Origin of the sequence: Trichodesmium erythraeum IMS101, assembly GCF_000014265.1 — a bacterium.
GTDB classification, from domain to species: Bacteria; Cyanobacteriota; Cyanobacteriia; order Cyanobacteriales; family Microcoleaceae; genus Trichodesmium; species Trichodesmium erythraeum.
In genome coordinates, this window is record NC_008312.1 from 4,559,366 (window position 1) to 4,586,337 (window position 26,972).

Sequence of the window (26,972 nt, forward strand, 5' to 3'; positions counted from 1 at the left end):
ACGCTACTCAATTAAACCTGACCTACGAAGTTACTCCCGAACTTTGAGGAGAGGAATAATCTAGCCTAATTAGCAGTTATCAGCTATCATCCCTGATGACTATTAATCATTTTGAGAGATGTGAACCATGATATTGAATGGCTTCTTTGCCTCAACGAATCGCACTCAGCAAACGCTAATGACTTTAATACTACTAGATTTGATATATATCTCTCCACAAAAGGTTCTCACACCCTTACCCTAATGTTCCAAAATTGGAATTTTTGGATAGGTCTATTGCTAAGAGCTAAATACTTATTACTTTGTACCTAAATTAAATCTGGTGTATTCTCATCAAAATCATCATAACCATCATAAACATCATCCTCTAAATCTATTTCATGCTCTAGGTCATAATTATCAGCTGGGAAATCTGAATCAAAATTACCAGGAGGGAAATCTGAATCATCTAAAACTGACCCAGACTTATCTTTAACTGGAGAAAACTCAGACATACTATCATCTATAAATGAACTTTGACTTTGAGGTTTGCCCTGAGAATCTACAAAATTCTGATTCGCAGATGACAAATTTAGACTGTTTTCAAATTCTAATGAACGAGCTGTCTGATCATCTAAAACCACACTCTGCAAATCACCTTCCTCAAAAATATCGAGATCATCATCCCAATTTTGTTCCAAACGATTAATCTCTGCACTCAGGGCATCTTCATAAGCATTAAAACCAGTACCAGCAGGAATCAATCGCCCAATAATTACATTCTCTTTCAATCCCCTTAACCAATCAGACTTACCCTCAATTGCAGCTTCCGTCAACACCCGTGTAGTCTCTTGGAAACTTGCTGCTGAAATAAAGCTATCTGTATTTAGGGACGCTTTTGTAATCCCCAACAACATTGGTGTATATTGAGCAGTGGCTCCACCCGTAATAGACATAGCCTCATTAACCTGTTCCACTTGTCGCAACTCTATCAATTCCCCAGGTAACATAGTAGTATCACCACCATCATCAATCCTCACCTTAGCTGTCATCTGACGCACAATTACCTCAATATGCTTATCAGAAATATCTATACCCTGAGACTGATACACTGCTTGCACCTGATTAACCAAAAACCTCTGACACGCCTCAAAACTCCTCAGGCAGGCTTCATAAGCGCTTTCATGTTCTCGGTAATAGTTGAAGAAAGTCTCCAGAATTTCATGGGGATTCTGAGGTCCATCTGTCAGAGCTTCACCCACGTTAACATTTTGTCCATCAGCAACAATCACATTCTGGCCATGACCTAGAGGATAATCTGTGATTGTGCCATCACTGGAGACCACGCTCACCTCTACATTATCATCATTAACATTAACCTGAGCTTGACCAGGATATTTTACTAAAATACAAGACTCTTTGGGTTTACGTGCCTCCAACAACTCTTCAATCCGAGGTAAACCCTGAATAATATCCCCAGTCTTAGTCCGCTCAAACACCAACAGTACCAAAATATCTCCCCGTTGCACTAAATCTCCATCCATAGTCAGCAATACTGCTCCCGTAGAAACACGATAAGGTCTGCCTTTACGCAAGATTACCTGATAACCTTTACTACCATCATTTAAAACAGTTTCCTCAACTTTTGACACCAGACCAGACCTTGGAATAACTATTCCCGGAGCAATTTCGGTACCAGCAACCAACAAATCACCTTCAACTACAGAAGGTAAAGTATTTACTGGTATTTTAACTAAATCTGCTTCTCGAACTATCAAAATACGACGAATAGCTTCTGAACCTTCTCGGATACCGCGAACCTCACCAGATTTTTTAGATAATATCTGTGTGCGAGATACTACCCCTCCAGCTTCAATAACATCTCCATCTTTAACTAATAATCGAGTACTTGTACTACCTTGAGTTGTATCTGCTACCACATCTCGTCGAATGACTAAAGACTCTAGAATTACCAACTGCAAACGCATTATTCCCTCTTCCTCTAGGTCTGGTAATAACTCAATATCAGCAGCTAATTGAGGGGCTTCTTCTCCAATCTCCAATACTAACTGGGTGCGCAGCAATTCTATACCTTCTACAGATTTAACTCTTTCCCCATCCTTAAAAGGAATTCGTTGTACTGCCCGTAACTCAATAGAAGAATTAATTGATTTCTGAGAAGGCACACCAGGTTCATCCGGCACATGAAATTCAGTCACAGGTCGCAATAATAAACCAGGACCCTCTGGTGTTTCTATATACTCAATGTACTTTAACTCAGATGTTACTAATCCTGGAATTACTTCCTCTCCCGGTGTAGCAATTTGACCATCCATCAGGGTTAAATCCCCTAAATCTATTTCATAGTTCCCACTATGTAGTTTGCCTGGTTTAATTACAACTTCTCTGAGAATATCATTTTTCTGGTGTACTTCTGTTACTCCATTAGACTGACAGAAAATATCCTTAACTATTTCTGTACCAGCTTCCACATATTGACCGTCTTCTACCAAAAGTAAAGATATGTCTTTATTAACTTCATGGCATTCTTCAGGAATCCATAGCAACGTACCACCTTTTACTACCTCATAGCCTTGTTTCGCTTTACCACGTTTGAGAACTTCTACTCCAGCATATTTAATGATACCACCTGTAGAAGTTTGATAATTTTCGTCTAAAAGCTCAGCAATAACTTCGTGGTTGCCAACCTTACTACCAGGGGTAACTTTTAGGGCAAACCGTTGATCATTTTGGGTCTCAATGATATATTGCTCGCGGTTGGAAATACTTTCCAACCGAACTTTCGCCTGGTCTAGTCGCACACTTGCCGTAATCACCTCAATCTCACGAGGCAAATTATCCGGCATTTCAGTATTTATTGGCAGTTGGGCAGAAGTTCCCGTCATTGAGGCTTCTAACTCATCTATTGTTGATTCTTGAGTAGCTTGGGCCAAAACATTTGTCTCATTTTGCTTCTCAGGACTGTACAAAGGAGAAGAAGAGATTCTGATCACACCACCATGTTCGGTTACTAATTTAGTTTCCGCAAGTACGCTGTTAATATTAATCCTAGTGCCATTTTTTACCATTGCTTCTGCACCTGGTGGCAAATTATATACTTCTCCTTCTAATATCCATATCAAACCACCTCTTTGAGCAATGCGAGTTGTTGTTCCTTGTTTATCTACCTTTTCTTCTTGCACCAACTGAGCAAATTTAAGTTCTCCTGCTAGGTCTGAAGCAACTTCTTTTGTTACTTTTTCAGTGGTTTTTCTGACCTGACCTACCTTTGGTACTTCTGCTAAAACTATGCCTGCTGATACCTGCTGGTTATTTTGCACCATTAAAATAGAACCTTGAGCGATAGGTATAGTTTCTTTACGACCATCAACTCCTAATATTATCATATCAAAATTATTCTCTGCAATCATTGCTTCATCCCCATGACGAGTTCGGAATGATCTGGTACGCACATTAGATGGATATTTGACTACACCTCCAAAAGATGCTACGAATTGACGGGCCACTTCTCCTGTAAAGACTCCTCCAGTATGGAATGTTCGCATAGTTAATTGGGTACCTGGCTCACCGATCGACTGGGCAGCAATAATCCCAATAGCTTCTCCCATGTCAACCATATGACCGTGAGCGAGACTCCACCCATAGCAAGTTTGACAGACAGATCGCGGTGATTCACAAGTTAAAGGCGATCGCACAAACACATTTTCTACACCTGCTTTACCTATAGCTTTTGCCAAATCCTCGGTTAATACTTGATTTTTTACCGCCTGAATATGGCCTTGAGTAACAATTTCTCCTGTTTTTGGATCCTTGACATCATCAGCTAAAACTCTTCCTAATAGTCTATCCTTGACCGGAATCAAAACACGATCACCATCTTTCATACTAGTTACCATCACTCCCCGCTTAGTGCCACAGTCTGCTTCCCGAACTATTACATCTTGAGAAACATCAACCAAACGACGTGTCAAATAACCAGAGTCAGCAGTTCTCAAGGCTGTATCAACTAAACCTTTCCGCGCACCGTAAGAAGAGATAATATACTCAGTTACAGTTAAACCCTCCCGGAAATTCGTCTTAATTGGTAAGTCAATAATTTCCCCCTGTGGATCTGCCATCAAACCACGCATCCCAACTAACTGGCGAACCTGAGATATATTACCCCGCGCTCCAGAAAATGCCATCATATAAACTGAGTTCAAGGGATCAGTTGATCTAAAGTTACGAACTACTTCGTTTTTGAGATTTTCACTAGTACTATTCCAAGTATCAATTACTTTTTGAAAGCGTTCTACTTCCGTGATTTTCCCTTTAGTATAACGTTCAGTTGTATTGCGAATTTCTTGCTCTGCTTCATCTAAAAGTTGTCGTTTAGAAGGAGGTACTTGTAAATCATCTACACTAATAGAAACTCCTGCCTTTGTTGCATAACGGAATCCTAAATCTTTCAGCTTATTTGCCATTTGTGCAGTTATTGCTGTACCGTAATTATTAAAAGACCAAGAAATTAGCTTTTTCAGTTGACCCTTATTGATAACTCTATTATAGAAAATCATGTTTTTTTACCTTTATTTGTTAGTTGACGGGGAGTAGTTAAATAAAACATCCCTACCTATTTCCTATTTCCTATGGAGTTACGTAGAAACCAGGTTAATCAAGGAAATTTCGCATAGTTACAAAAATCAGGCCATACAGTGCACCCGGTTTCGGTTTCCTGTTTAGGTCTGTAAGTTCTGCCATGAACTAAAGCACACTTTGAATTGTTTGATTGATAATTATTCGACCAGGCGTTGTCACAACAAACTGTGTAGTCACTAATCCATTACTCTGCCGAACTTGGCGAGATTTAATATAAACTTTCTTAATCTCTCCCTCTTGACTATAATGGATTCTATAAAGATTATAAGCCTTCACCAAATCCCCATTTTCGCACTTTTGCTCTGATTTCAACTCTCCTAAAGTATTAGGTAATACTTTACTATCCAATGGCATCCAATAAGTATGAACCACTAGTTCATCAGATATTTGTTGTATATCAGGAGGTATTTCTTCTGGTTTATCAGTTTCAATCTCCACATCAGGAGCTAACCTCAAATAAACATAAGTATGCAAATCTATCTTATCTTGTTGATAAGCTAAAATTACATCATCAGGGTTAGCAAAATAAAGTGCTTTACTACCTTGGAGTTTATGGTTTTCTGCCGTTAGATAATAACAACCCAACACCATATCTTGAGAAGGCGTAATAATTGGGCGACCAGTTGCCGGAGACAAAACATTATTCGATGCCAACATCAATAACCTAGCCTCCGCTTGCGACTCCAAAGACAGTGGCACATGAACCGCCATTTGGTCTCCATCAAAATCAGCATTAAATGCTGGACATACTAAAGGATGTAGCTGAATTGCTCTACCTTCGACTAAAATAGGTTCAAAAGCTTGAATCCCTAATCTATGCAAAGTTGGAGCGCGATTTAACATTACTGGATGGCCGTCTATAACTTCTTCTAGTACATCCCAGACGTTGGGGTCTCCTTTTTGAATTAGTTTTTTGGCAGCCTTAATATTATTCACTAATCCCTGACGAATTAACCGATGAATCACAAATGGTTGAAACAACTCAATTGCCATTTCTCGTGGTAAACCACATTGATTAATAGCCAACTTAGGTCCAACAACAATTACGGATCTCCCTGAATAATCAACCCGTTTACCTAACAAGTTTTGCCGAAAACGACCCTGTTTTCCTTCAATAATATCGCTCAAAGATTTTAGAGGCCTGTTATTTGCACCTACCACAGTTCTACCCCTACGACCATTATCAATCAAAGCATCAACTGCTTCTTGCAACATTCGTTTTTCATTGCGGATGATAATCTCTGGAGCCAATATTTCCTGTAACCTCGCCAAACGATTATTTCTATTAATTACTCGTCGGTAAAGATCGTTCAAATCACTAGTGGCAAACCTACCCCCATCCAACTGTACCATCGGACGTAGGTCTGGAGGAATAACAGGAATTGCATCCAAAACCATCCATTCTGGTCTTGAACCTGTAGCAATAAAGTTGTCAATTACCCGTAAACGCTTGATTAACTTCGCTCGTTTTTGCCCTTTAGAATTAGCAATTTCTTCCCGTAGTTTTTCCGCTTCTACTTCTAGATCCAGATTTGCTAACAAAACCTGCAAAGCCTCAGCACCAATACCAACATCAACCCCTACTATTTCAGAATCTTCACTATAAATTTGGTCTTCAATTTCTAACCAAACATCTTCACTTAACAGTTGTTTATAACTTAAACTTTCGTGATTTCCTGGTTCCAATACCACATAAGCATTGAAGTAAACAATTTGCTCCACATCCCGCAATGGCATATCTAATAAAATTGCCATGTAACTCGGAATACCTTTGAGGTACCAAACATGAGTTACTGGTGCTGCTAACTTAATATGTCCCATGCGGTGACGACGCACCCGTGACTCAGTTACTTCCACTCCACATCTTTCACAAACAATTCCCCGATGTCGGACTCGCTTATATTTTCCACAATGACATTCCCAGTCTTTCGCCGGACCAAAAATACGTTCGCAAAATAACCCATCCATTTCTGGTTTTAGAGTCCGGTAATTGATAGTTTCTGGTTTAGTTACTTCTCCTACCACAGTACCATTTGGCAGAGTTCTTTCTCCCCATCCACGAATTCTGTCTGGAGAAGCTAACCCAATTTTCACATAATCGAATCTTTGTTCAAGTTTTGGCATTTCAGTTATTCATGTATCAGTTATCAGTTAGCCTCCTGCGTCAGAGTTTAATTAATATTACCGACAGCTAAGGCTAGAGGCTTGAAATACTGAGGTTTGTTTTTTTCGTCCCCTTATAGGAGTCGCCAGGGCAGAATTTGATATTCTCAAATATAGTCACAGCAAGAATTTAATTTCTGACTTTCGCCTTCTGACTTTTGCTATAAAAGGGGGGCTATTGACCTCATTATTTTGTCAATTTTTATCAATAGCTATTAGCTTTTCCTTTCGGAATACTCTGCAAAGAGGACTTAGCTATCAGCTAAAAATTCAAGAGTAACCGTCTCCTACTATATTTGAAAGAAAAAAAATAGTGGTGCATTTTCAAAGTAGTTTTAATTTCCCATTATACATGAAAAACTCATAGCTGATCCCTGAATGATCAGTACTACTTCAGATTTCACTCCTCCTCACTCCCTGCTTTTAGTCTTGGTTCCCTTCAGTCGATAATGATTCATATATAGGACGAGATGGTGTTCGCTTTCCTGGCAAATCTGCCATTAAATCAACCTCCACATCCTGAGTCGTACCATCATCAACAGTTTCTACTTTATGGGCTGCAATATCCAAACATAGGGACTGTAACTCTCGCATCAATACCTTGAAAGATTCAGGAGTACCAGGTCGTGGAATTGCTTTTCCTTTCACAATTGCATTCAACGCTTCATTGCGACCCTGCATATCATCAGATTTCACAGTCAACAATTCTTGTAAAGTATAAGCAGCACCAAAAGCTTCTAATGCCCATACTTCCATTTCCCCAAAACGCTGACCACCTTGTTGCGCCTTACCCCCTAAAGGTTGCTGTGTCACCAGAGAATAAGGTCCTGTGGAACGAGCATGAATCTTATCATCAACTAAGTGAACCAGCTTCAACATATAAGCAATTCCCACAGTTACCGGGCGATCAAACCTTTCTCCAGTCCGCCCATCAAACACCCAAATTTTTCCAGGATGCTTCTCATCAAATACCCAATCTTTACCAGAATTATCCCTGGCTAATTTTAACATTAGATGTACTGTTTCCCTGGATTTTTCAGGACCATGCATCTCATCAAAAGGTACACACTTAAACCGCACGCTTAAAATTTCACCAGCCCATCCTAACAAACACTCAAAAATCTGTCCTACATTCATTCGGGAAGGTACGCCCAAAGGATTTAACACCACATCTATAGGAGTACCATCAGGCAAATAAGGCATATCTTCAATCGGTAAAATTCTTGAAATAATACCTTTATTTCCATGGCGCCCTGCTACTTTATCCCCTACCTGAATCTTCCGCTTTTGAGCTACATAAACCCTGACCACCATATTTGCTCCTGGTGGTAGTTCATCTCCTTTTTCCCTAGTAAATACTCGGACATCAACAATACGACCTTTTTCACCATTAGGTACCCGTAAAGAATTATCTCGAACATCTCTTGCTTTCTCCCCAAAAATTGCCCGCAACAGTTTTTCTTCTGGGGGTTGGTCAGATTCTCCTTTGGGGGTGACTTTACCTACGAGAATGTCCCCTGATTGTACCCAGGCACCAACACGAATAATTCCCTGTTCGTCCAAGTTCCGCAGACCGTCTTCTCCAACATTCGGAATTTCTCTAGTAATTTCTTCTGGTCCTAATTTTGTCTGTCGAGCCTCAATTTCAAACTTTTCAATATGAATAGATGTATAAACATCATCATATACTAAACGCTCACTAATCAGAATCGCATCTTCATAGTTATAACCTTCCCAAGGCATATAAGCTACTAGAACATTTTGCCCCAAAGCTAACTCAGCCCCTTCAGTAGAGGAACCATCAGCTAATACCTGACCTGCAACTACTTGGTCTCCCTCAAACACCAGGGGTCTTTGGTTTAAGCAGGTGTCTTGGTTAGACCGCTGATATTTACATAGTGGGTAGTCGGCTTGGTTGCCCTCTTTGTCAATGACGGATATCTTAGTTGAATCTACATAGCTAACTTCTCCATCTGTCCGAGTAACAACTACCATACCAGAATCTCGGGCAGCTTGAGGTTCTAAACCTGTTCCTACAAGAGGTCTATCTGGGTTTAATAATGGCACTGCCTGTCGCTGCATATTAGAACCCATAAGCGCTCGGTTAGCATCATCATGTTCCAAAAATGGAATTAATGATGTAGCCACTGAAACAACCTGTACTGGGGAAACTGCTACATAGTCTACTTGTTGGGGATTGGTAGTGGTAAAGTCTTGTCGATAACGTACTGGTACAACATCCCCTAAAATCTTCCCTTCCGCATCAGTCATAATATCCCCTGGTGCTACTCGCAAATCGTCTTCTGCATCTGCTGTCATATATATTGGGGTGCGATCGCGCAACACCCGACCATTTTCTACTGGATAATAGGGAGTCTCTATAAATCCATAGCTGTTGACTTTAGCATGGTTAGCTAGAGAACCAATTAATCCAGCATTCGGGCCTTCTGGTGTTTCAATAGGGCAAATCCTGCCATAGTGGGAAGGATGGATATCTCGAACAGCAAATCCAGCTCTTTCTCTGGTTAATCCTCCAGGTCCCAAAGCTGAGATTCGTCTTTTGTGGGTCAGCTCCGCCAATGGGTTTGTTTGATCCATAAATTGGGACAACTGAGATGAACCAAAGAATTCTTTGATAGCTGCTACTAATGGTTTTGGGTTAACCAGTGATGTTGGAGTTAATGTCTCTGATTCAGATACAGTCATTCGCTCCCGAATAATTCGCTCTAAACGGTTTAACCCGACTCTGATTTGATTTTGCAGTAGTTCTCCTACACTTCTGACTCGTCGGTTGCCTAGGTGGTCAATATCATCTGTCTGACCAATGTCATACTCCAAATTAATTAGATAGTCAATCGAAGCTAATATGTCTTCTTTCGTTAATACTCGTACTGTGTTTGGTAAGTTTAACCTTAGTTTATTATTAAGTTTATATCGTCCTACTTGCCCTAAGTCGTATCTTTTCTGGTCAAAGAATCGACTGTGGAGTAGTTGTTCTCCACCAGCTATGGTAGGTGGTTCCCCTGGGCGTAGTTTCCGATATAGTTCTAATAGGGCTTCTTCTTCTCCGTATTGTCCTTCTTTTTCTATAGTTTTTTGGAAATAATCCGGGTGTCTCAAGGAGTCAAAAATTTCACTGTCTCCTAATCCCAAAGCCTTAAGTAATACTTGAGCAGAAAGTTTACGAGTTTTATCTATTCTAACCCAAACTAGGTCATTTTTATCTGTCTCAAATTTAAGCCATGCACCTCGGTTAGGAATTAAACTAGCATTATATGTCCGTCGACCACTCTTATCTGTCTCAGATTTATAGTAAACTCCTGGAGAACGAACTATCTGATTAACAATTACTCTTTCAGCTCCATTAATAATAAATGTTCCCCTATCTGTCATTAGGGGTAAATCTCCAATAAATACTTCTTGTTCTTTTATCTCCCCAGTTTCTTTGTTAATTAAGCGGGTGGGAACATACATTTGCACTGCATAGCTGCTGTCTCGGCGTTTGGATTCTTCTACACTATATTTTGGTTGTTTTAGTTTGTAGTTTTTGGCAATAAAGTGAAGTTCTAATTTACCTGTATAATCGGTAATTGGAGAATAACTGTCTAGTTCTTCTATTAGTCCATATTCTAGAAACCAGCGAAAGCTAGCCCTCTGAATTTCAATCAGATCGGGCATATTGAAAATTTGTAGGTTACTGTAAGTATTTACATTTAATTTTTGATAAGTCATTCTTGAGTATCCTATTAGGTAGGGAGACATTTTTTATCAGTAGATTTTTAAGTAAACAATCGTGGATTAATATTCCACCAATTAATTGACTATAGATAGCAGATTTAAAGTACGTGATAAACAAATATTAATAATACAACCTTTGTGGGACAAATATCTTCTTTAGCACAACTATAAATTACTGAAATAAAATCTGCTGTAGACTGACAAATTTTTAAGGCAAGTAAGTAAATTTTTCACTATTAAGTTATTTTGTAGTAATTAAAAGTTTATATTTTAACTGATATAAATCTTATTTTTACCAGTCAAACCTATCCAGTTAACGGTATTTTAATCAGATTAAAACTCATATTTAATTTCTCCTTTCACTATAATAATTGTTTAAGGGATAATTTTTTTTTTGTAATTTTTCTACTGTTTACTCAGATTGATCTCTAGTTTTTTTATTTTCATTTTTGATATACATTCTCATGAAATTATAACTTTTCCCTTTTTCTTGTGCCACAACAACTAACAACATATTTGCTATACTCACTGAATCGGTTATGAACACAAATATTTATTTAATTTTTTAACCTGTTAATATCAATTATATTAGTAGTTTGTTAAAAATTAGATAAACTACAAAACAATTATTTGAATCTAATATGATAAGTTTTGCTATCTATCCTTGCTTATATGTTATAAGGAATTAGTTATTTTGTTTCTAGTTACTAAAATTGTACTGTTACTTATTAAATATTAATAATATATCTATTAATTCATCTTAATTATCATTAATTAATAGTTATGATAATATTGTATATAGATTTGTTTCGGCTAATAAATACACTTGATCAATAATGTGTTTATAGATTTACAGCAACAAACTTAGCATAAGTAATGTATATTTGAGATATGAACTTCGTTTGAGTAATAAATCATACATATTAAAATAAAATCCAAGAATGTAAGTTAAAATATGAGTTTTAGTAGGATATTATCTTAACTATATCTACTCTACAGAACTTACACTTAAGATCTGAACTTACTATTAATTAAAAACTTTACCTGGCAAGCAGCCCACCACAAGAGAGCATAAGAGAGTTTTTCCTAGTATGAAGAATGGCGATCTAGTTTCAAACTCATTTGTCAATAAATATAATCATAATTAAATCATTAACCTACTCCTCTAAAATAAGTGGAGCTGGGTTATTGAAAATGAATAGAAAAGCCAAATAGTTCGCAAGCATTTTTGCTGGTTTGTGCTGCTAAATTTTCTAATGTTATACCTCTAAGTTCAGCAACTTTTTTGGCCACATATTTTACATAAGCAGGTTCGTTGCGTTTGCCCCGCTTTGGCACTGGTGCGAGAAATGGACAATCTGTTTCTATTAACAGGCGATCATCAGGTACTATTTTAGCTGATTCTTGAATTTGTGTAGCATTTTTAAATGTCACAATTCCACTAAAGCTAATATAAAACCCTATATCTAAGAACATTTTAGTTTCTTCTGGAGTACCTCCCCAGCAGTGCATAACCCCTGTAACAGGCCTGTGATTTTCTTGAAAATCGTACAAAATCTCTGCCATTGAGTTAGCTGCATCACGACAATGAATAATTAATGGCTTGTTAAGTTCTTGAGCTATAGTTAATTGCTGTTTGAAGACAAATTTCTGTTGCTCTTGATTATCTGCTTTGTAAAAATCTAATCCCGTTTCACCTATAGCTACTACTCTAGGGTCTGATATACCCCAGTTTTTAATTTGATTAGCAGTGGCAGATGTCCACTTGTGAGCATCTAAGGGATGTAAGCCAACTGCATAAGAAAGTTCTGGAAAGCGATCTGCTATTGCTTTTATAGAAAGGAACTCCTCTGGTTCTACACAGGAGTGAACTAGGTGAACTACTCCTGCTTCTTCCCAACGTTTACGGATCTTTTCCAAGTCAGAATTGAATATATCAAAGTTGATGTGGACGTGAGTATCAATTAGCTGCATTTGGCTTTTATAGTTAATTTTACTACTCCCCATACTAAAGTTACGGAGATTTTTAACGAGTTAAAACTGCGTTTTTCCACATCTACTAGCTGCCACTGGACGCATCCTTGAGGCTATTACATAATACTGCACTATACTGTCAAGTTAACGTGGGCATCCTATTTTTTCGTCTTGGTATACTATTTAGATACACATAGACACACAGGTTATCTAAGAACAGATGTGCTTAGAGCCCTATATTTTGTATTTATAGATACGCTTTAATAAAGACACATTATAATTCTACAAATCGGACAGGAATTTATTTTTTCTGATAGTTTTTTTCAGAACTGACTAAATGATAATGATTTATGATAGCTAGACTATTATTCCCTTAGGAAGCTACAGAAGTATCTTTAACCCCAGAGTCTGTCTGACTTTTTTGACTAATTAAATGTCTCTTATAAAATCTCACTAACCTAGCCTTTTTACGAGAACCATTATTTTTATGTAGAACACCACGTTTCACAGCTTTGTCTATCTTACTATAAGCTTTTGACATTTGCTGTTCAACTTCTATCTTTAATTCATCTGTGGGATTGGAGGCATACTTTTCAACAGTAGTGAAGTATTTTTTCATCAAAGTTCTAACTGCAGATTTATAACTTTTGTTCCGCAGACGGTTGCGCTCAGCAACTTGGATACGTTTAATAGCAGACTTGATATTGGCCATAGTTTAATTTTATTTATATTCAGAATTTTTGACATCCTCCCGATGCCTTTTATATCGCACGGAACTTAAGGCTCCCTATAATTATCCTTAGTCACTATTAGTTTATAGTATATAACACTTTTATATAATAGCATTGACTTTGTCAATAGGCAAGGTATTTTTTGGCATTTCCATCAAACTCAAAATGTATAGCTCAACTCTAGACTCCTTTAACCTCTAATATGATGGGTTAGGTTGAGTTTGGCATAAATCTTAATTTTCTGAAGGCATTAAGATTGGGACTTATGCAGGATAACCCAGAAACCTAGTTTTTTTAGCAGATGTCTATAGCTATTCATTCATAGTTTGTCAAGGTTAAACAACTAGAAATAAACTATTAAACTCTTGCCCATTAACCATTACCTATTCTATATTTCCTAAAAACCCCAAAATTTTGGACAAGGTTAAAATAGGATTGCTATATTATTAAAAACAAGGATTTATTCTAGAAATCTGACTTTAGTGGATAAGTCTTAAAATATGTCAAAAAGTATTAAAGATGCCAGTGTTATGACTTCACGCTATAACAAAGAGTAATGGGTGATTGGGAAATTGAAAGAATTGTTTGACTCTTATTCCTAGATCAAGTCAGGGTAATTACAAGACAATTGACAATCAGCAGGAATTTTATTTCTAATTTGTCAGCGTTTAATATTATAGATAAATAGTTTTAAGATTTATCCAACTCTTTTGGTTCTCAAACTACCCTCTACTGGCGAACTTTATTTTTTAGTTGGCATTCCTAATCTCTATGCTGCGAATAATTACTGAGTGGGTTGAGGCACAAGCTGAATTAAAACGGATTACAGAGCGTACCCACGATGATATGGCTATTCATAAAGAAACAACGGTGCGAGAAATTTTGCGCAACGTTAGAGAAAAAGGTGATGAGGCTCTATTAAACTATACTTCTGAGTTTGACCATATCACCTTGACTTCAGAAGAGTTAAAGATAAGTGGTTCTGAGTTAGATGCAGCCTATCAGCAAGTCAATAAGGACTTATTAAGTTCCATTCGTTTGGCTGCTAAACAGATAAAGGCTTTTCACCGACAACAAATTCCTAAGTCCTGGGTTCAGTTTGGTGATGATGAAGTGGTCTTGGGCAAACGTTACACTCCTGTGGATAGAGCTGGACTTTATGTTCCTGGTGGTCAGGCTGCTTATCCTAGTACAGTTCTGATGAACGCTATTCCAGCTCAAGTGGCTAAAGTCCCCAAGATTGTTATGGTGACACCACCCTCTCAAGGAAAAAAAATTAATCCTGCGGTACTGGTGGCTGCTCAAGAGGCAGGTATTCAGGAAATTTATCGAATTGGAGGTGCTCAGGCAATAGCGGCTCTGGCTTATGGTACAGAGACTATACCCAAAGTGGATGTGATTACTGGGCCTGGGAATATATATGTAACTTTGGCCAAAAAAATTGTTTATGGTACAGTAGGTATTGATTCTTTGGCTGGGCCTTCAGAGGTGCTGATTATTGCAGATTCTGAGGCTAATCCAGTTTATGTGGCAGCAGATATGTTGGCCCAAGCAGAACATGATTCTTTGGCTGCTGCTATTTTATTGACTACAGATTTAGAACTAGCACGTCAGGTGGTGGTAGAGGTGGAACGACAACTTGAAGATCATCCACGTCGCACTTTGACGGAAAAAGCGATCGCCCATTATGGTTTGGTGGTTGTTGTTTCATCTTTTGAAGATGCTGTTGAACTTTCTAATCAATTTGCTCCAGAACACTTGGAGTTGGAAGTTTCAGATCCTTGGGAACTACTGGAAAATATTCGCCATGCTGGTGCTATTTTCCTTGGTTATTCAACTCCGGAAGCTGTGGGAGATTATTTGGCTGGGCCGAATCACACTTTACCTACTTCTGGTGCTGCTCGTTATGCTTCAGCATTGGGAGTAGAAACTTTTCTGAAGCATTCTAGTTTGGTTCAATATTCTCCTACTGCTTTGCAAAAGGTTGCTTCTGATATTGATTTATTGGCCACAGCTGAGGGTTTGCATTCTCATGCTAACTCAGTTAGATTGAGGATGAAAGCTCATGAACATGAACAACCTGAGTTAGTAAAACAAGAAACAATTAGTCAGGAGCACGACGGTAAAAATTTATAAATGATGCTAGGTGACTCCCGTTAGAATCTTTAGATCGCGGGAGAATATGTTATTTCAGTTATCGGTTATCACTTCATCAGTAACTCTGGCTACAGTATCCAACTCGAAATGCTAATATTGTTTTTTTGTCAATTAGACTGTCTTTCATCCTTTGGTATTCCCTAGCTAGATTTTGTTTTTTACCTTCCTAGAATAATACTACTTCCTAAAAAACAGGTTTGGGGTCTCGGCTATTGCTGACATTAAAGTTGGAGCAAGTACAGTAACTATATTACTCTCTTGGGAAGTCGAATGAACTAATACCTATTCCACACGGGATCGTGCTCTGCACTACCAAATCAATAATAATTTGAAATTAAAACAAATTTTAATATCTAAGTCTTAAATACCTAAGAAAGTTAAAAAAACCAAATTTTCTCACTTGAGAAGATTTAGACTAAATAGGGTTTGACAAATATTTAGGTAAGGTACGAAAATTAGTTTTCAAATTTCTTAAAATTTACAACATTCTTGGATATATCAAATCAGACAAAACAACACGGATGAAAACTTTTTTCAAAAGGTCTATAGCTGCACTTACAACTTTAGGGTTATTGACTTTATCTTCTATAATTCCCGCGAAGGCAAATTTGTTTAACCAAAAAGAAGTTGAACAATCTAGATATGTTGCAATTGCCATTCGCCGTGATTTTGGGCCACAATTACTAATTTTAGAGCAAAAAACTGATACCAGACAATGCTGGAGTGAAAGTGGCGATCGTCCTACGTTGGTCGATCCCCTGTTACTAAATTTCGATTTTACAGGCATTTGTGGCCGTGCTACTGACAGTAATGGTTATTCTATCCGAATGGCTAATACTGATCTAGCTCTTGACTATGCTCTCTCTTTACAAGAGAGTGGGGGTGATATACGACTGATGGGTATTTCTCGTGTTGATTCTAATGCACCACGACTACTTATTGGTAGAACTTATGGTTTGGCAAATGGATTTACTAAGATTATTCTTGAACCTGGGTGGCGGTTTGCTAAAAGAAGTTATCAGGGTAAAGAGTTAGGACACATATATGTTACTACTGACTGGATGCCAACAGAGTTAGAAAGCTACAATTCCCAATAGATGTATCTCGATTAATTTAAATTATTTGAAATTTAAATTTCAAAAAGCGGTCATTAGAAATGACCGCTTTTTGATAATGTTTAACAAAAATTAAAAGAGATGTGACACAACAATAGTGTCTGAATTTTACTAGAGATTTTTAACAGAATTTAAAATTATTATTCAGAAAGAGCATCGACGACTGGCCGTGTTTCGTCTCGATGCTCTCGCTGATTTCGCTCCTCACACGACTAATATTATAACTTACTAAGTTAATTTTGTCACGACTATTAATATATTTTTTTTTATTAATTTTATAAGTTTTACATATTAATCATTTTAGCTAACCAATCTAAAATCAAAGAGTTAACTATTGTAGGCCTTTCATCATGGGCACAATGACCTGTGTTTGGTATGGGTTCAAATTGAATAACTCCACTTTTGTCTGCTAAGTCTTGATAAATTTGGGCACCAGATATTGGTGTCCAAGGGTCTTTTTCTCCCCAGATCACTAACAATGGAGCTTTAATTTTTGGTAACAATTCTGAGGGATGAGGTCCAGCCGGTGCGGTGAGAATTGAAGCAAAAACTTTTTGGGCTCCAGCATCGCAAGAGGGACGATGAATTATTTCTACTAATTCTTCTGTGACAGCTTCTTTATTTATATAGACTTGTTTGAGAGTATTACGGATGCGATGTTTTTGACGGACTTGGTTAAAAATAAATGGTCCTAAAACTGGGGAGCTTACTAATTTGGTAAACATCCCCATGATGAATCTTAGGGGCAGATTTAATTCTTGGGGTCGATGGTTTAAACCTCCTGCACAATTAATGAGAATTCCTCCTGTGGCAATTTCTGGGTAACTCGCTAGTATCATTAGACTGAGTAATGCACCTATTGAATTGCCTACAAAGACAGTAGGTTGGCGAATATGTGCGCTCCAGAAGTCGTATATTAGTTCTTCCCAGAGTTCCATTGAATAATCTATGGAAGGCTTAGAAGATGCTCCAAATCCTAGTAAGTCCAGGGCAAATACTTGGTAACCAGATTTAGCGAGGAGAGGGATATTATTACGCCAGTGATTTATGGATGCACCAAAACCATGGGTTAATAGTAAAGGTTGTCCAGTTCCCATCATGGTATATTGGATATTATGGTTTTTCCAACTCCAGTTATACTGCCTTAGCTGGTTATCTAAAGTTGGGTTTGATGTAATTACGTTCATTTTATAAACTTTTGTAAAGTTGCATAATTATCATAATAGAAATATTGGTAAAATAATAGTCTATCTATAGCTTTAAGCGTTTATATATTAGCTATCAGCTCAAGTAAAAACTATTGGCAGTAAAGGATTCTAATTTTATCAATTTTCTAAAATTTTTTTGTAGTACTCTAAAATGATCACTAAAAGCTTTAGCTGGCAATAGTTATTCTCATAAACTCCCACTGTCTAGTTTATACTCATCTTTCCTGATTTTTTTATTCTCCTAAACTTATTAAAATAGAGCTTTTTAAACTCATTTATAGTTAAGCGATCGCCTTTTATAAAGGTATTGTTTTGTTTTTGTATAATTCTTCTTAATCATAATGTTATTATAAATATGGTTTATAGCAGGTATATATTAGTATATGCATCTAATAAAAACTATGAATAATACTTTATTTAGGTCAAAATTTTTGGCAAATAATTTTATTTATATACAGTTTTATTTTTATTTAGTATAAGCCTGAAATTAATTGATATATACATTATTATTAAATGAATGCCAGTAAAATATTTTATCTTAATTTTAACGAAAAATAAAAATTGTATACTAACAACAATCTATTTTTTACATATCACTAAAAATATGCTGATTGTTTGCCTTTATTATTTTATTTTTTTACGACTTTCAATAATTTCTAAATTAGCCATTCTATCCTTAAGCATCATCCGCACAACATCTGGCATTTTATAATCTGCTTTCCATCCTAATTTTTGTTCAGCTTTAATTGGATTTGCCTTACTAACAAAAATATCAGTAGGACGATATAAACCCTTATCTATCTCTACATAATCCTGCCAATTTAATCCTACAGCGGCAAAAGCTTCTAATACAAAATCCTGCAAAGAATAAGTTTTTCCAGTAGCAATTATATAATCATCTGGTTTATCTTGCTGTAACATTAAAAACATTGCTTTTACATATTCTGGTGCCCAACCCCAATCTCTTTGTACTGAAATATTTCCTAAAGATAATTTCTCTTTACTACCTTGAGCAATTCTAGAAACAACTGAGACAATTTTTTGAGTAACAAAACGTTGAGGTCTGAGAGGAGATTCGTGATTAAATAAAATTCCAGAACAAGCAAATAAATTATAAGCTTCTCGATAATTTGCTACTTCCCAAAAAGCTGCAGATTTAGCAACAGCGTAAGGACTTCTAGGGCGAAATGGAGTAATCTCTGTCGCAGTTTGACCTTCTGTATCCCCAAAACATTCACTGGAACTAGCATTGTATAGTTTAATTTTTTCTCCAATAAAACGAATTGCTTCTAATAAATTCAATGTACCAGTAGCGATACTTTCTAGTGTTTCTACAGGTTGCTCAAAAGATAAACCTACTGAACTTTGACCAGCTAGATTATAAATTTCATCTGGTTGATATTTGGTTAATATTTGTAAGACACTTCTAAAGTCATTTAAAGACATAGAATCTAACTTTATCTGTTCACGAATACCTAAATAAGATAAGTTTTTAAAGGTAGACATTTGAGCATCTCTGGAAGTGCCACAAACATTGTAACCTTTTTCGAGTAACAATTTAGCTAAGTAGGAACCATCTTGACCGGAAATTCCTGAAATTAATGCTGTTTTCATAATCTTAAAATAAGGAAAAAAGAGGTAAATAGTAGGAGATAATGTTTAGGGATTTTTTTTGCTAAAAAAAATCTCCTAATTTAAATTGTCATTAATAAAGTTGATCAGTATACCAATAAGCACTTTTATTAGGATAATACTAAGGCTTAAAACTTATTTATAGATTAATTTTTATTATAACTTTTCCGTAGTTATATTATATTAATCTTGGATTGTTTCTGCGAGTATTTTCGCCAGATTTTTGATATGAGCTGCATAGTTTTTTGTATTTTTATTTAGTAATATTTTTTCCTGATTTTCCTGTTTTAATTTTGTTGTTTCTAGTTCTTTTTTAGTTTGCTTAAGTTGGGATTGATAGGTATTGAGTTGTTCCTGATGTTTGGATAACTGAGATTGAGATTGTTCTAATTCTGCTTGTACTTCATCTAATTGGAATTGAGTAATTTCTAATTCTTCTCGTATATCGTGTAGCTCGGAGTGAGATTTATCTAATTCTGTTTTAATATTTTGTAATTCTGATTCAGCATTTTTGGCTTTTTCTTGATTTTGCTGAAGTTGAGACTGGGTAGATGTTAATTGCTGGGAAATTTCGTCTCTTTGTGATTGAGTATTTTCTAATTTTTCCCGAGTTTTTTGTAATTCTGATTCAGCATTTTTGGCTTTTTCTTGATTTTGCTGAAGTTGAGACTGGGTAGATGTTAATTGCTGGGAAATTTCGTCTCTTTGTGATTGAGTATTTTCTAATTTTTCCCGAGTTTTTTGTAATTCTGATTCAGCATTTTTGGCTTTTTCTTGATTTTGCTGAAGTTGAGACTGGGTAGATGTTAATTGCTGGGAAATTTCGTCTCTTTGTGATTGAGTATTTTCTAATTTTTCCCGAGTTTTTTGTAATTCTGATTCAGCATTTTTGGCTTTTTCTTGATTCTGCTGAAGTTGACAGTGGAACTTTTCTAATTCTCCTAATATTTGGTCTCTTTGATATTGGATAGTTTCTAATTCTGTTTGATTTTGCTCAAGTTGAGACTGAGTAGATACTAATTTTTGGGAAAGTTCGTTTGTCTGATACTGACTATTTTCTAAGTTTGTCTGGGTTTGCTGAAGTTGAGATTGTATCTGCCGAAATTGTGCCTCAGACAAAACACTTTTTCCTACTTCATCAATATCTATATCTCGAAAAACAGGAGTACTATTCCAAGGTTCAAAAGGTATAAGTTTTGCAGTGGAAAAATGGGGGCGAAAGAAATATTTTCCTGTTTGATTTAAGAGGCAAGCACCAAAAGCAAAAGCCGTATTAGAAATAGCAACAAAATCACACTTACTCAATAAGAAAAAATTCAGATATTCTAGATTAACCTCTACCTCCAAATCTCGAACCGTTATAGGATTATATTCAGCAAAATACCCCTTATTTATTTCTTCTATATTATCGCTGGCGATAAATAAAACTGGTTCCTCTAAAGTTTCCCATAAACCATGTAGCCAAATTTTATACCATTCATTAGGAGCAACAACAGAATTATTATTTTCATCTGAGTGTAATTGTAAATGTAAACCAATAATAGTTTTGCCAAGAGATCGCAACTTTTCCCAAGCAACTTTTACTAGAGTTTCTATTTCTGCTACAGGTTGAAATAAAGAACAAAAATATTCTTTGTGATTTCTGTAATAGCTAGTGTGATATAAAAAATATCCTTGAATATCTACATTTTTCCAAATTTCTCTATTACCAGGGAAAATTTCATTATTATTCTCAACAACTACAGGCAAATATTCATGAATTTCTCTATCTTTATGTCCAAACAAATGTTGACCTAACCATTTAGGAATCTCTACAGATAACCTATTTTCTTGAGCATATATTTTTAAGAAAGCATACTGAAAGATTTGATTTCCAAATCCGCCATTTTTGCCAAAAGTAGACATAGTAACGACTTGTTTTCTCACATAAAAAGCATTTCCCCAAGATGGGTGAAAAGGTTTTGCTATTGCTACCCTACTAAAACCAGTCTGTGCTAAAAATTCATCAATTTTTTCTGCTAAAGCACAACCTTCATAGAGTTCTTCATAATTAACTTTGGTGTAAACTGCATCTATATATTTAAGTAGATTAGTTGCTCCTTGTAATGCTAAAAGTTCTGCTCCTTGAATATCAAGATTAAGGATATTAAAATCTTTTGGAGATAACTCTAATTCTTGTAACAAAGTATCCAGAGTTTTTGCTTCAACTATGAGTTGATGAGCTTCTTTAATATTGGGGTAAATATCTCGATAATATTTCAATGGAAAAATAGAACTATTTTGCTCCATTGAGTTAACATATAATCTTACTTTTCCATTTTGATTACTAATAGCATAGTTAACAGCTTGTACATCAATAGATGCTGTGGCGATATTTGCTTTTAATTTTTCAAATACTATTGGGTTAGCTTCAATAAAGAGAATTTTTGATATGCTTAAATTCTCATAAAGTTTGATATCTTTACCATCATAAGCACCTACATGAATAATACCTTTAGGGACGACTGAATTTTGAGTAAAAAGATTCCTTAAGTCTAACTTCATTCTGATTAATACTTAAATTGATAAATAGTTTTTGAATGTGTAATATATTTTAGCTTAATATAGTGAACCGTAAAAAAACTATACTTAACTGTGAATGTGTTAGAAAAACAGCAAAAAGCAGCAGAATATTTGGCCAGAGGTGAATTTGACCTAGCGATCGCTCTATGTCATCAAATTATAGAGGTAAAACCAGATTTTATTCTAGCCTATCAAACTATAGGAAATGCTTGGGAAATTCAGGGAAATTTAGAAGCTGCCATGAGTTGGTATGCTCAGGCATTAAAAATTCAACCTAATAACCCAGAATTATACAAAATTACTGGTAATTTATATTCTCGAAAAAAACAGTGGGATGAAGCGATCGCTTACTATGAAAAGGCTATTAAACTAGAACCGAGTTTAACAGAAGTATATGAAAAGTTAGGGCATATTTTTAAACAACGTTATCAGGAAAATTTACAAGCAGCATTAAATAATTATCGTCAAGCAATAGAATATTCTCCAGGGGATGAAAGTAATTACTATAAAATCTTAGAAATTCAGCCATATCATCCAGAAATATGTCGGAAATTGGCGAATACTTTATTGAGCAAAAATAAACTAGGAACGGCAATAATTTTTTATCAAATTGCTTTAATAACTGAACCAGAAAATTCAGAAATTCATTTTAATCTAGGCAAACTATTGACAACACAAGGTTATTTATTTGAGGCGATATCTGAATATAAACTTGCCTTAGAGGTAGAGAAAAATAATCCAGATATTTATCTACAACTTGGCATAGTTTTGGCAAAACAAGAAAGGTGGTCAGAAGCGATCGCCTCCTATCGCCGTACTATTGAAATTAATCCTAATTTAGATTCTGCTTATAACTATTTAGGAGAAATTTTAACAAAAGTAGGAGAGTTGGAAGAAGGAATTTATATGTTTCAAAAAGCAATAAATATCAATCCCAACTCATATTTATTTCAGAAAAATTTGGGTGATGCTTTAGCAAAGCAGGGAAAAATAGATGAAGCAAGTGTAGCTTATAGTCGTGCCATTGAATTAGGGTAAAAAGTAAAATAAAAATTTCATCTTTTAATTTACAATATCTGAGGAAATTATATGAAATAGGTTGATTTTTTCTACTGGTATATTTGGTATATTGATAGGAGAATAGTCAGATAGGAAAATTCATGGATAGCATCATTTTTTTTTGTATTTGATATTAGATGATATATGTAAGTAGTTAGGCAAAATTATTTGTGGTAGTTTTGTACAAATCGTGAGATTTTGATAACAATTTAAATAGGCAAGTAATTACTATTATTTGGAAATAAGTTATCTAAATTTTATCAACGTAAAACTTTATTTGTAAAAGTAATTTATCAAGCTTAAAAAACCAATGCCTCAAGGTATGTGTAGTCTGACTTCAGGAAATTGGTATTAAGTAGATAAAAAAAAAGGCGTTACATATTTAGCCATAAAACATCTCAAGGGACTTATATAACTAAAATTGGCACTAATTTACAGTTTGATACATAAAGCATAAAACTTACCACCCTCTACTTAATTGGAAGATTTTTATGTTTAGATATTCTCTACTTTTATCCTAAATAACTATCATTGAAGCACTAACTGTAGATTTTCATCAAAGGTCGGGTAGAGAAATAATTACTATTCTTTGGAAACCAGATAATTGAAGTATTTTCTATTTAGCTTTTTCCTATAACTACCTTAAATTAATATACTCAACGGAACAGGGAGCATATAATATAAAGTATGTAAGAAAGGAAGGAAAAAAATATTTAATTTTGACAATTTATACAAAATAGAAAGTTTTGTTTTATAGACGAAAATTAGAGATTAATATATTAATACCATTAGACATCTCCAAAATAGAAAATAAGGTAAAATCATCAAAACCATTTATCGGGACTTTAGTGAAAAAATAGTAAAAAAAAGGGTATAATGTATACCTGATATGTATTTTACGTTAATTACTGGCCTGGGAAAAGTTTGATGAAAGAAACAACTTCAGTGGCCATGCCCTCTTGTTTCCATCGATGGTGCGATCGCTTTAACAATGTCTTTAAAACAAAAGCCCAAAAAACAGGGTTTAGGGAATATATAGGAGGATTACTCTTGAGAAAGCGATCGAAAAAACTTGTCTCAAATTGCCAACAACACTGTAGGTCACACGTACCACAAATTACGGCATTTTCTAGTTCGAGCAAATTGGTCTGTAGATGCTGTGAATGAGCGTCGTCTTCAAGTAATGTGGGAACGTCGCCAAACAAAACCTTCTCGATCCTATTGCTTTAATTATAGACGATTCAGGCCACAGAAAAAGTGGTAATTTTACTGCAGGAGTAGGGCGGCAATATATAGGAGAAATAGGAAAAACAGATAATGGTGTAGTCGTGGTGACAACTCATCTTTATGATGGAGTTAAAAGTCTACCTTTAGACATAGCTTTGTATCAGAAAGCTGATTCTTTTCCAAAAGGAAAAAAAGACCCAGAATTTGTCAAGAAACCAGACGAGTGCAATGTCTCTAGTAGATCAATGTTTGTCCAGAGGACACCAACCAGAAATTGTGTTAATTGAAATTTGGCTATGGTAACAATACATCATTCTTAAATCAACTAGAGAAAAGAAGTTTAACTTATATAGGAGGATTAGCTAAAAATCGAAAAGTCATCATTAAAAAACAAGATGACATTAAAGAGGAAATTAGATTAGACAAGCTGGCAGAAAGTATACCTCAGAAAGCTTTCAACTTAGTTCAACTAAGTACAAAAAATGCTAGAGAAGTTTGGGTAGCTACATTAGAAGTAGAAATATCTAGGATGTCAGGTCAAAAAACTATAGCTATCGTTATGAATGCTAAAAGTTTTTCTGAGGCCACTGATATTAACTATTATATCACTAATAGAGAAGACAAATATGTAACTCCTGAGTGGATATATTCTACTTATTCTCAAAGAAATTGGGTGGAAGTTTTCTACAGGGAAGCCAAAGGATGGTTAGGATTAAGAGAATATCAAGTCAGAGATAAAATCAGCCTTAAAAGGCATTTTATTTTAGTATTTTGTGCTTATACATTTATTATCTGGCATCAGTTAACAGGAGGTATAAGAAGGCGTTGGGCTAACAAACCATTAAATACGTTTACTGATACTTTAGAAGCATTTCGTACCGCAATATCTTATCGTTTTGTTGAGTGGTTAGATGAAAACATCGACGTATTTACCGCTCATAAAGAGAGTTTAGGGTTTGTTTGGGCTTGAAATTTGCTAAAGTCCCGTTAGGAAATTCTAATTCATTTTTAAGCGTGATATGAAATACGAACAATTTGAAGTCTTACTTAAGTATAGCTTTAATGCATGATAATTGGCATAAGAGCTAAATAATTACCATTCTACTTTTTACTTTTTCCTTGTTCTTGACCTTTGCTATAATGCGCTATTCGTGCAGTATTACTATTAGATTAAATGCCTATAAACAATTTTCCCAAAGTTACTGTTTGTTTGCCTACTTATAACTCTGGAGAATTTCTTAGATATGCAATAGACAGTATTCTTGAACAGACATTTACAGATTTTGAGCTGATTATTTCTGATGACTGTTCTACTGATAATACTCCAGAAATTATTAGGAGTTATTTGGAGAAAGATAGTAGAATTCAATACTTACAAAATTCTCACAACTTAGGACTTTTTCCTAATTGGAATCGTTGTTTAGAATCTGCTTCTGGAGAATATATTACTGTCTTTGCTCAGGATGATGTGATGTTGCCAAAAAATTTAGAGCAAAAGGTAAAAATTCTAGAAAAATACCAAAATGTTGGTTTAGTTACTTCCTCTATTATGGTGGTGGATAGTGATAATAATTATTTGAATTGGGATTGGGCAAATTATGATGAGGATAGCTTAGTTAATGGTGAGGAATGGGTTAAGAAAAATTTGGGAAAAGCTAATCCTATTTGTTGTCCGTTTGTATTGATTAGAAGATATATTTTAGAAAAAGTTGGTGGAAAATTTAATGACAATTATCTTTTTGCTGGAGATTTAGAATTATGGTTAAGAATTGCTTTGGTTGCTGATTTGTATTTTGTTAAAGAAATCTTGGGATATTATCGCTGGCATAAAGAAAATAAAACTCATAGTTTTAATGATTTTGATCAGGTTAAGGAACATTTACAAATTTGTAGTAATTTAATTGATAGTTTAAATTTATCAGATTTAGAATTAAATTATTGGGAGACTGAGGTGTTATCTCGAACTGTTAAATGGGTTAGTTATTATCGAATTTATCGTCATTTAGAAATTTCAAATTTTGATGAAGCATTAAAATTATGTGAGTTACTGGAAAGTTGGCGAGGTAGGTCGGGAAAATTAGGTATTTCTGTGCAGGAATTAGGTACTAGAATACAGAAAATTTTGCAAGTAAATTCTCGCCTCCATTCAGAGATTAATGAATATAGTACCTGGGTAAATAATCTTGAGGGAAAAAATTCTGCTTTAGAAAGAGAAAAATCTTGGCTAGAATCTCAGGTAAAAGCTTGGATGCAAACTGCACAAAAGTATTATCATAAAATAAAAGAAAGTGGGAATTGTTTATAGGTAAATTAGATTAAATTTTAGGTATTGATACTAAGTCAATCATAAAAAATAGTAAGATTAAAGACCTCGACAGAATCAATTTCAAATTTGGAGGAAGTAGGTAAAAGTTTTTAATTAGTAGGTGTTGTATTTGATGGGAATTTTTATACATTAATACTATTTTTTTATAAAACTTTAGTTATTCAATAATTGACAAAAAGGGAATAACTATTTTGCGGGATGAATCATCTTGAATTGTGTTAATTTTAGGTAGTTTTGTACGAAGGTTATAGCAACGTACCTACCTATTCCTCTACTCCTCTACTCTCCTACTCAATAACCAAATGGTATTGGGGGGGTTCAGAAAAAATATCAAAGTATAAAGTGATTTTCACGCTCAAGCATTACTTTTGATAAATAGACATCTCCAAAAATACTTAAACGCTTATACTAACTATTTTTAGTGGAGCGTTAGCTCACCTTG

Annotated in this window: 12 protein-coding genes and 1 pseudogene; 5 read left to right on the forward strand and 8 right to left on the reverse strand. The window is 35.3% G+C overall.

Annotated features, from left to right (window positions below; genetic code table 11):
- Positions 1–308: 308 nt before the first annotated feature.
- From TERY_RS14100 to rpsT, 5 genes are all read right to left on the reverse strand, one after another.
- Positions 309–4,556, reverse strand: coding sequence for a DNA-directed RNA polymerase subunit beta' (locus TERY_RS14100; RefSeq protein ID WP_011612459.1), 4,248 nt, complete (start codon positions 4,554–4,556; stop codon positions 309–311).
- Positions 4,557–4,743: 187 nt separating this feature from the next.
- Complete coding sequence (locus TERY_RS14105) at positions 4,744–6,762, reverse strand: DNA-directed RNA polymerase subunit gamma (protein ID WP_011612460.1); 2,019 nt, start codon at positions 6,760–6,762, stop codon at positions 4,744–4,746.
- 462 nt (positions 6,763–7,224) lie between these two features.
- On the reverse strand, positions 7,225–10,533 hold the full coding sequence (gene rpoB, locus TERY_RS14110; RefSeq protein WP_011612461.1) for a DNA-directed RNA polymerase subunit beta: 3,309 nt from the start codon (positions 10,531–10,533) through the stop codon (positions 7,225–7,227).
- 1,191 nt (positions 10,534–11,724) lie between these two features.
- Positions 11,725–12,513, reverse strand: coding sequence for a TatD family hydrolase (locus TERY_RS14115; RefSeq protein WP_044137559.1), 789 nt, complete (start codon positions 12,511–12,513; stop codon positions 11,725–11,727).
- Positions 12,514–12,886: 373 nt separating this feature from the next.
- Complete coding sequence (rpsT, locus tag TERY_RS14120) at positions 12,887–13,225, reverse strand: 30S ribosomal protein S20 (RefSeq protein ID WP_011612463.1); 339 nt, start codon at positions 13,223–13,225, stop codon at positions 12,887–12,889.
- A gap of 790 nt (positions 13,226–14,015) precedes the next feature.
- Between rpsT and hisD the strand changes: the two genes are divergently transcribed.
- Positions 14,016–15,380, forward strand: coding sequence for a histidinol dehydrogenase (gene hisD, locus TERY_RS14125; RefSeq protein ID WP_011612464.1), 1,365 nt, complete (start codon positions 14,016–14,018; stop codon positions 15,378–15,380).
- 542 nt (positions 15,381–15,922) lie between these two features.
- Positions 15,923–16,498: a DUF3747 domain-containing protein gene (locus TERY_RS14130; protein ID WP_011612465.1), complete on the forward strand. Its 576-nt coding sequence runs from the start codon at positions 15,923–15,925 to the stop codon at positions 16,496–16,498.
- A 302-nt stretch (positions 16,499–16,800) separates the two neighbouring features.
- Here the strand turns inward: TERY_RS14130 and TERY_RS14135 are convergent, their stop codons facing one another.
- From TERY_RS14135 to TERY_RS26335, 3 genes are all read right to left on the reverse strand, one after another.
- On the reverse strand, positions 16,801–17,703 hold the full coding sequence (locus tag TERY_RS14135) for an alpha/beta fold hydrolase (protein WP_011612466.1): 903 nt from the start codon (positions 17,701–17,703) through the stop codon (positions 16,801–16,803).
- A gap of 645 nt (positions 17,704–18,348) precedes the next feature.
- Positions 18,349–19,338, reverse strand: a complete 990-nt coding sequence (locus TERY_RS14140; protein ID WP_011612467.1) for a GDP-mannose 4,6-dehydratase — start codon at positions 19,336–19,338, stop codon at positions 18,349–18,351.
- A gap of 201 nt (positions 19,339–19,539) precedes the next feature.
- Positions 19,540–21,900, reverse strand: coding sequence for an FkbM family methyltransferase (locus TERY_RS26335; RefSeq protein WP_011612468.1), 2,361 nt, complete (start codon positions 21,898–21,900; stop codon positions 19,540–19,542).
- 90 nt (positions 21,901–21,990) lie between these two features.
- On the opposite strand from TERY_RS26335, the gene TERY_RS14150 reads away from it, so the two are divergent.
- From TERY_RS14150 to TERY_RS25390, 3 genes and pseudogenes are all read left to right on the forward strand, one after another.
- On the forward strand, positions 21,991–22,956 hold the full coding sequence (locus tag TERY_RS14150) for a tetratricopeptide repeat protein (protein WP_011612469.1): 966 nt from the start codon (positions 21,991–21,993) through the stop codon (positions 22,954–22,956).
- Positions 22,957–23,904: 948 nt separating this feature from the next.
- Positions 23,905–25,174 (forward strand): annotated as a pseudogene (locus tag TERY_RS14155) (IS701 family transposase).
- 204 nt (positions 25,175–25,378) lie between these two features.
- Positions 25,379–26,509 (forward strand): glycosyltransferase, encoded by a 1,131-nt coding sequence (locus TERY_RS25390; RefSeq protein ID WP_011612470.1) that lies wholly within the window; start codon positions 25,379–25,381, stop codon positions 26,507–26,509.
- The last annotated feature ends 463 nt before the right edge of the window (positions 26,510–26,972 follow it).

What these genes read in the sequence shown, in the direction of transcription:
- TERY_RS14100 (WP_011612459.1), bottom strand. Translation starts at nt 4,556, where the DNA reads ATGATTTTCTATAATAGAGTTATCAATAAGGGTCAACTGAAAAAGCTA.
- rpsT (WP_011612463.1), bottom strand. Translation starts at nt 13,225, where the DNA reads ATGGCCAATATCAAGTCTGCTATTAAACGTATCCAAGTTGCTGAGCGC.
- rpoB (WP_011612461.1), bottom strand. Translation starts at nt 10,533, where the DNA reads ATGACTTATCAAAAATTAAATGTAAATACTTACAGTAACCTACAAATT.
- hisD (WP_011612464.1), top strand. Translation starts at nt 14,016, where the DNA reads ATGCTGCGAATAATTACTGAGTGGGTTGAGGCACAAGCTGAATTAAAA.
- TERY_RS14130 (WP_011612465.1), top strand. Translation starts at nt 15,923, where the DNA reads ATGAAAACTTTTTTCAAAAGGTCTATAGCTGCACTTACAACTTTAGGG.
- TERY_RS14140 (WP_011612467.1), bottom strand. Translation starts at nt 19,338, where the DNA reads ATGAAAACAGCATTAATTTCAGGAATTTCCGGTCAAGATGGTTCCTAC.
- TERY_RS14135 (WP_011612466.1), bottom strand. Translation starts at nt 17,703, where the DNA reads ATGAACGTAATTACATCAAACCCAACTTTAGATAACCAGCTAAGGCAG.
- TERY_RS25390 (WP_011612470.1), top strand. Translation starts at nt 25,379, where the DNA reads ATGCCTATAAACAATTTTCCCAAAGTTACTGTTTGTTTGCCTACTTAT.
- TERY_RS26335 (WP_011612468.1), bottom strand. Translation starts at nt 21,900, where the DNA reads ATGAAGTTAGACTTAAGGAATCTTTTTACTCAAAATTCAGTCGTCCCT.
- TERY_RS14115 (WP_044137559.1), bottom strand. Translation starts at nt 12,513, where the DNA reads ATGCAGCTAATTGATACTCACGTCCACATCAACTTTGATATATTCAAT.
- TERY_RS14105 (WP_011612460.1), bottom strand. Translation starts at nt 6,762, where the DNA reads ATGCCAAAACTTGAACAAAGATTCGATTATGTGAAAATTGGGTTAGCT.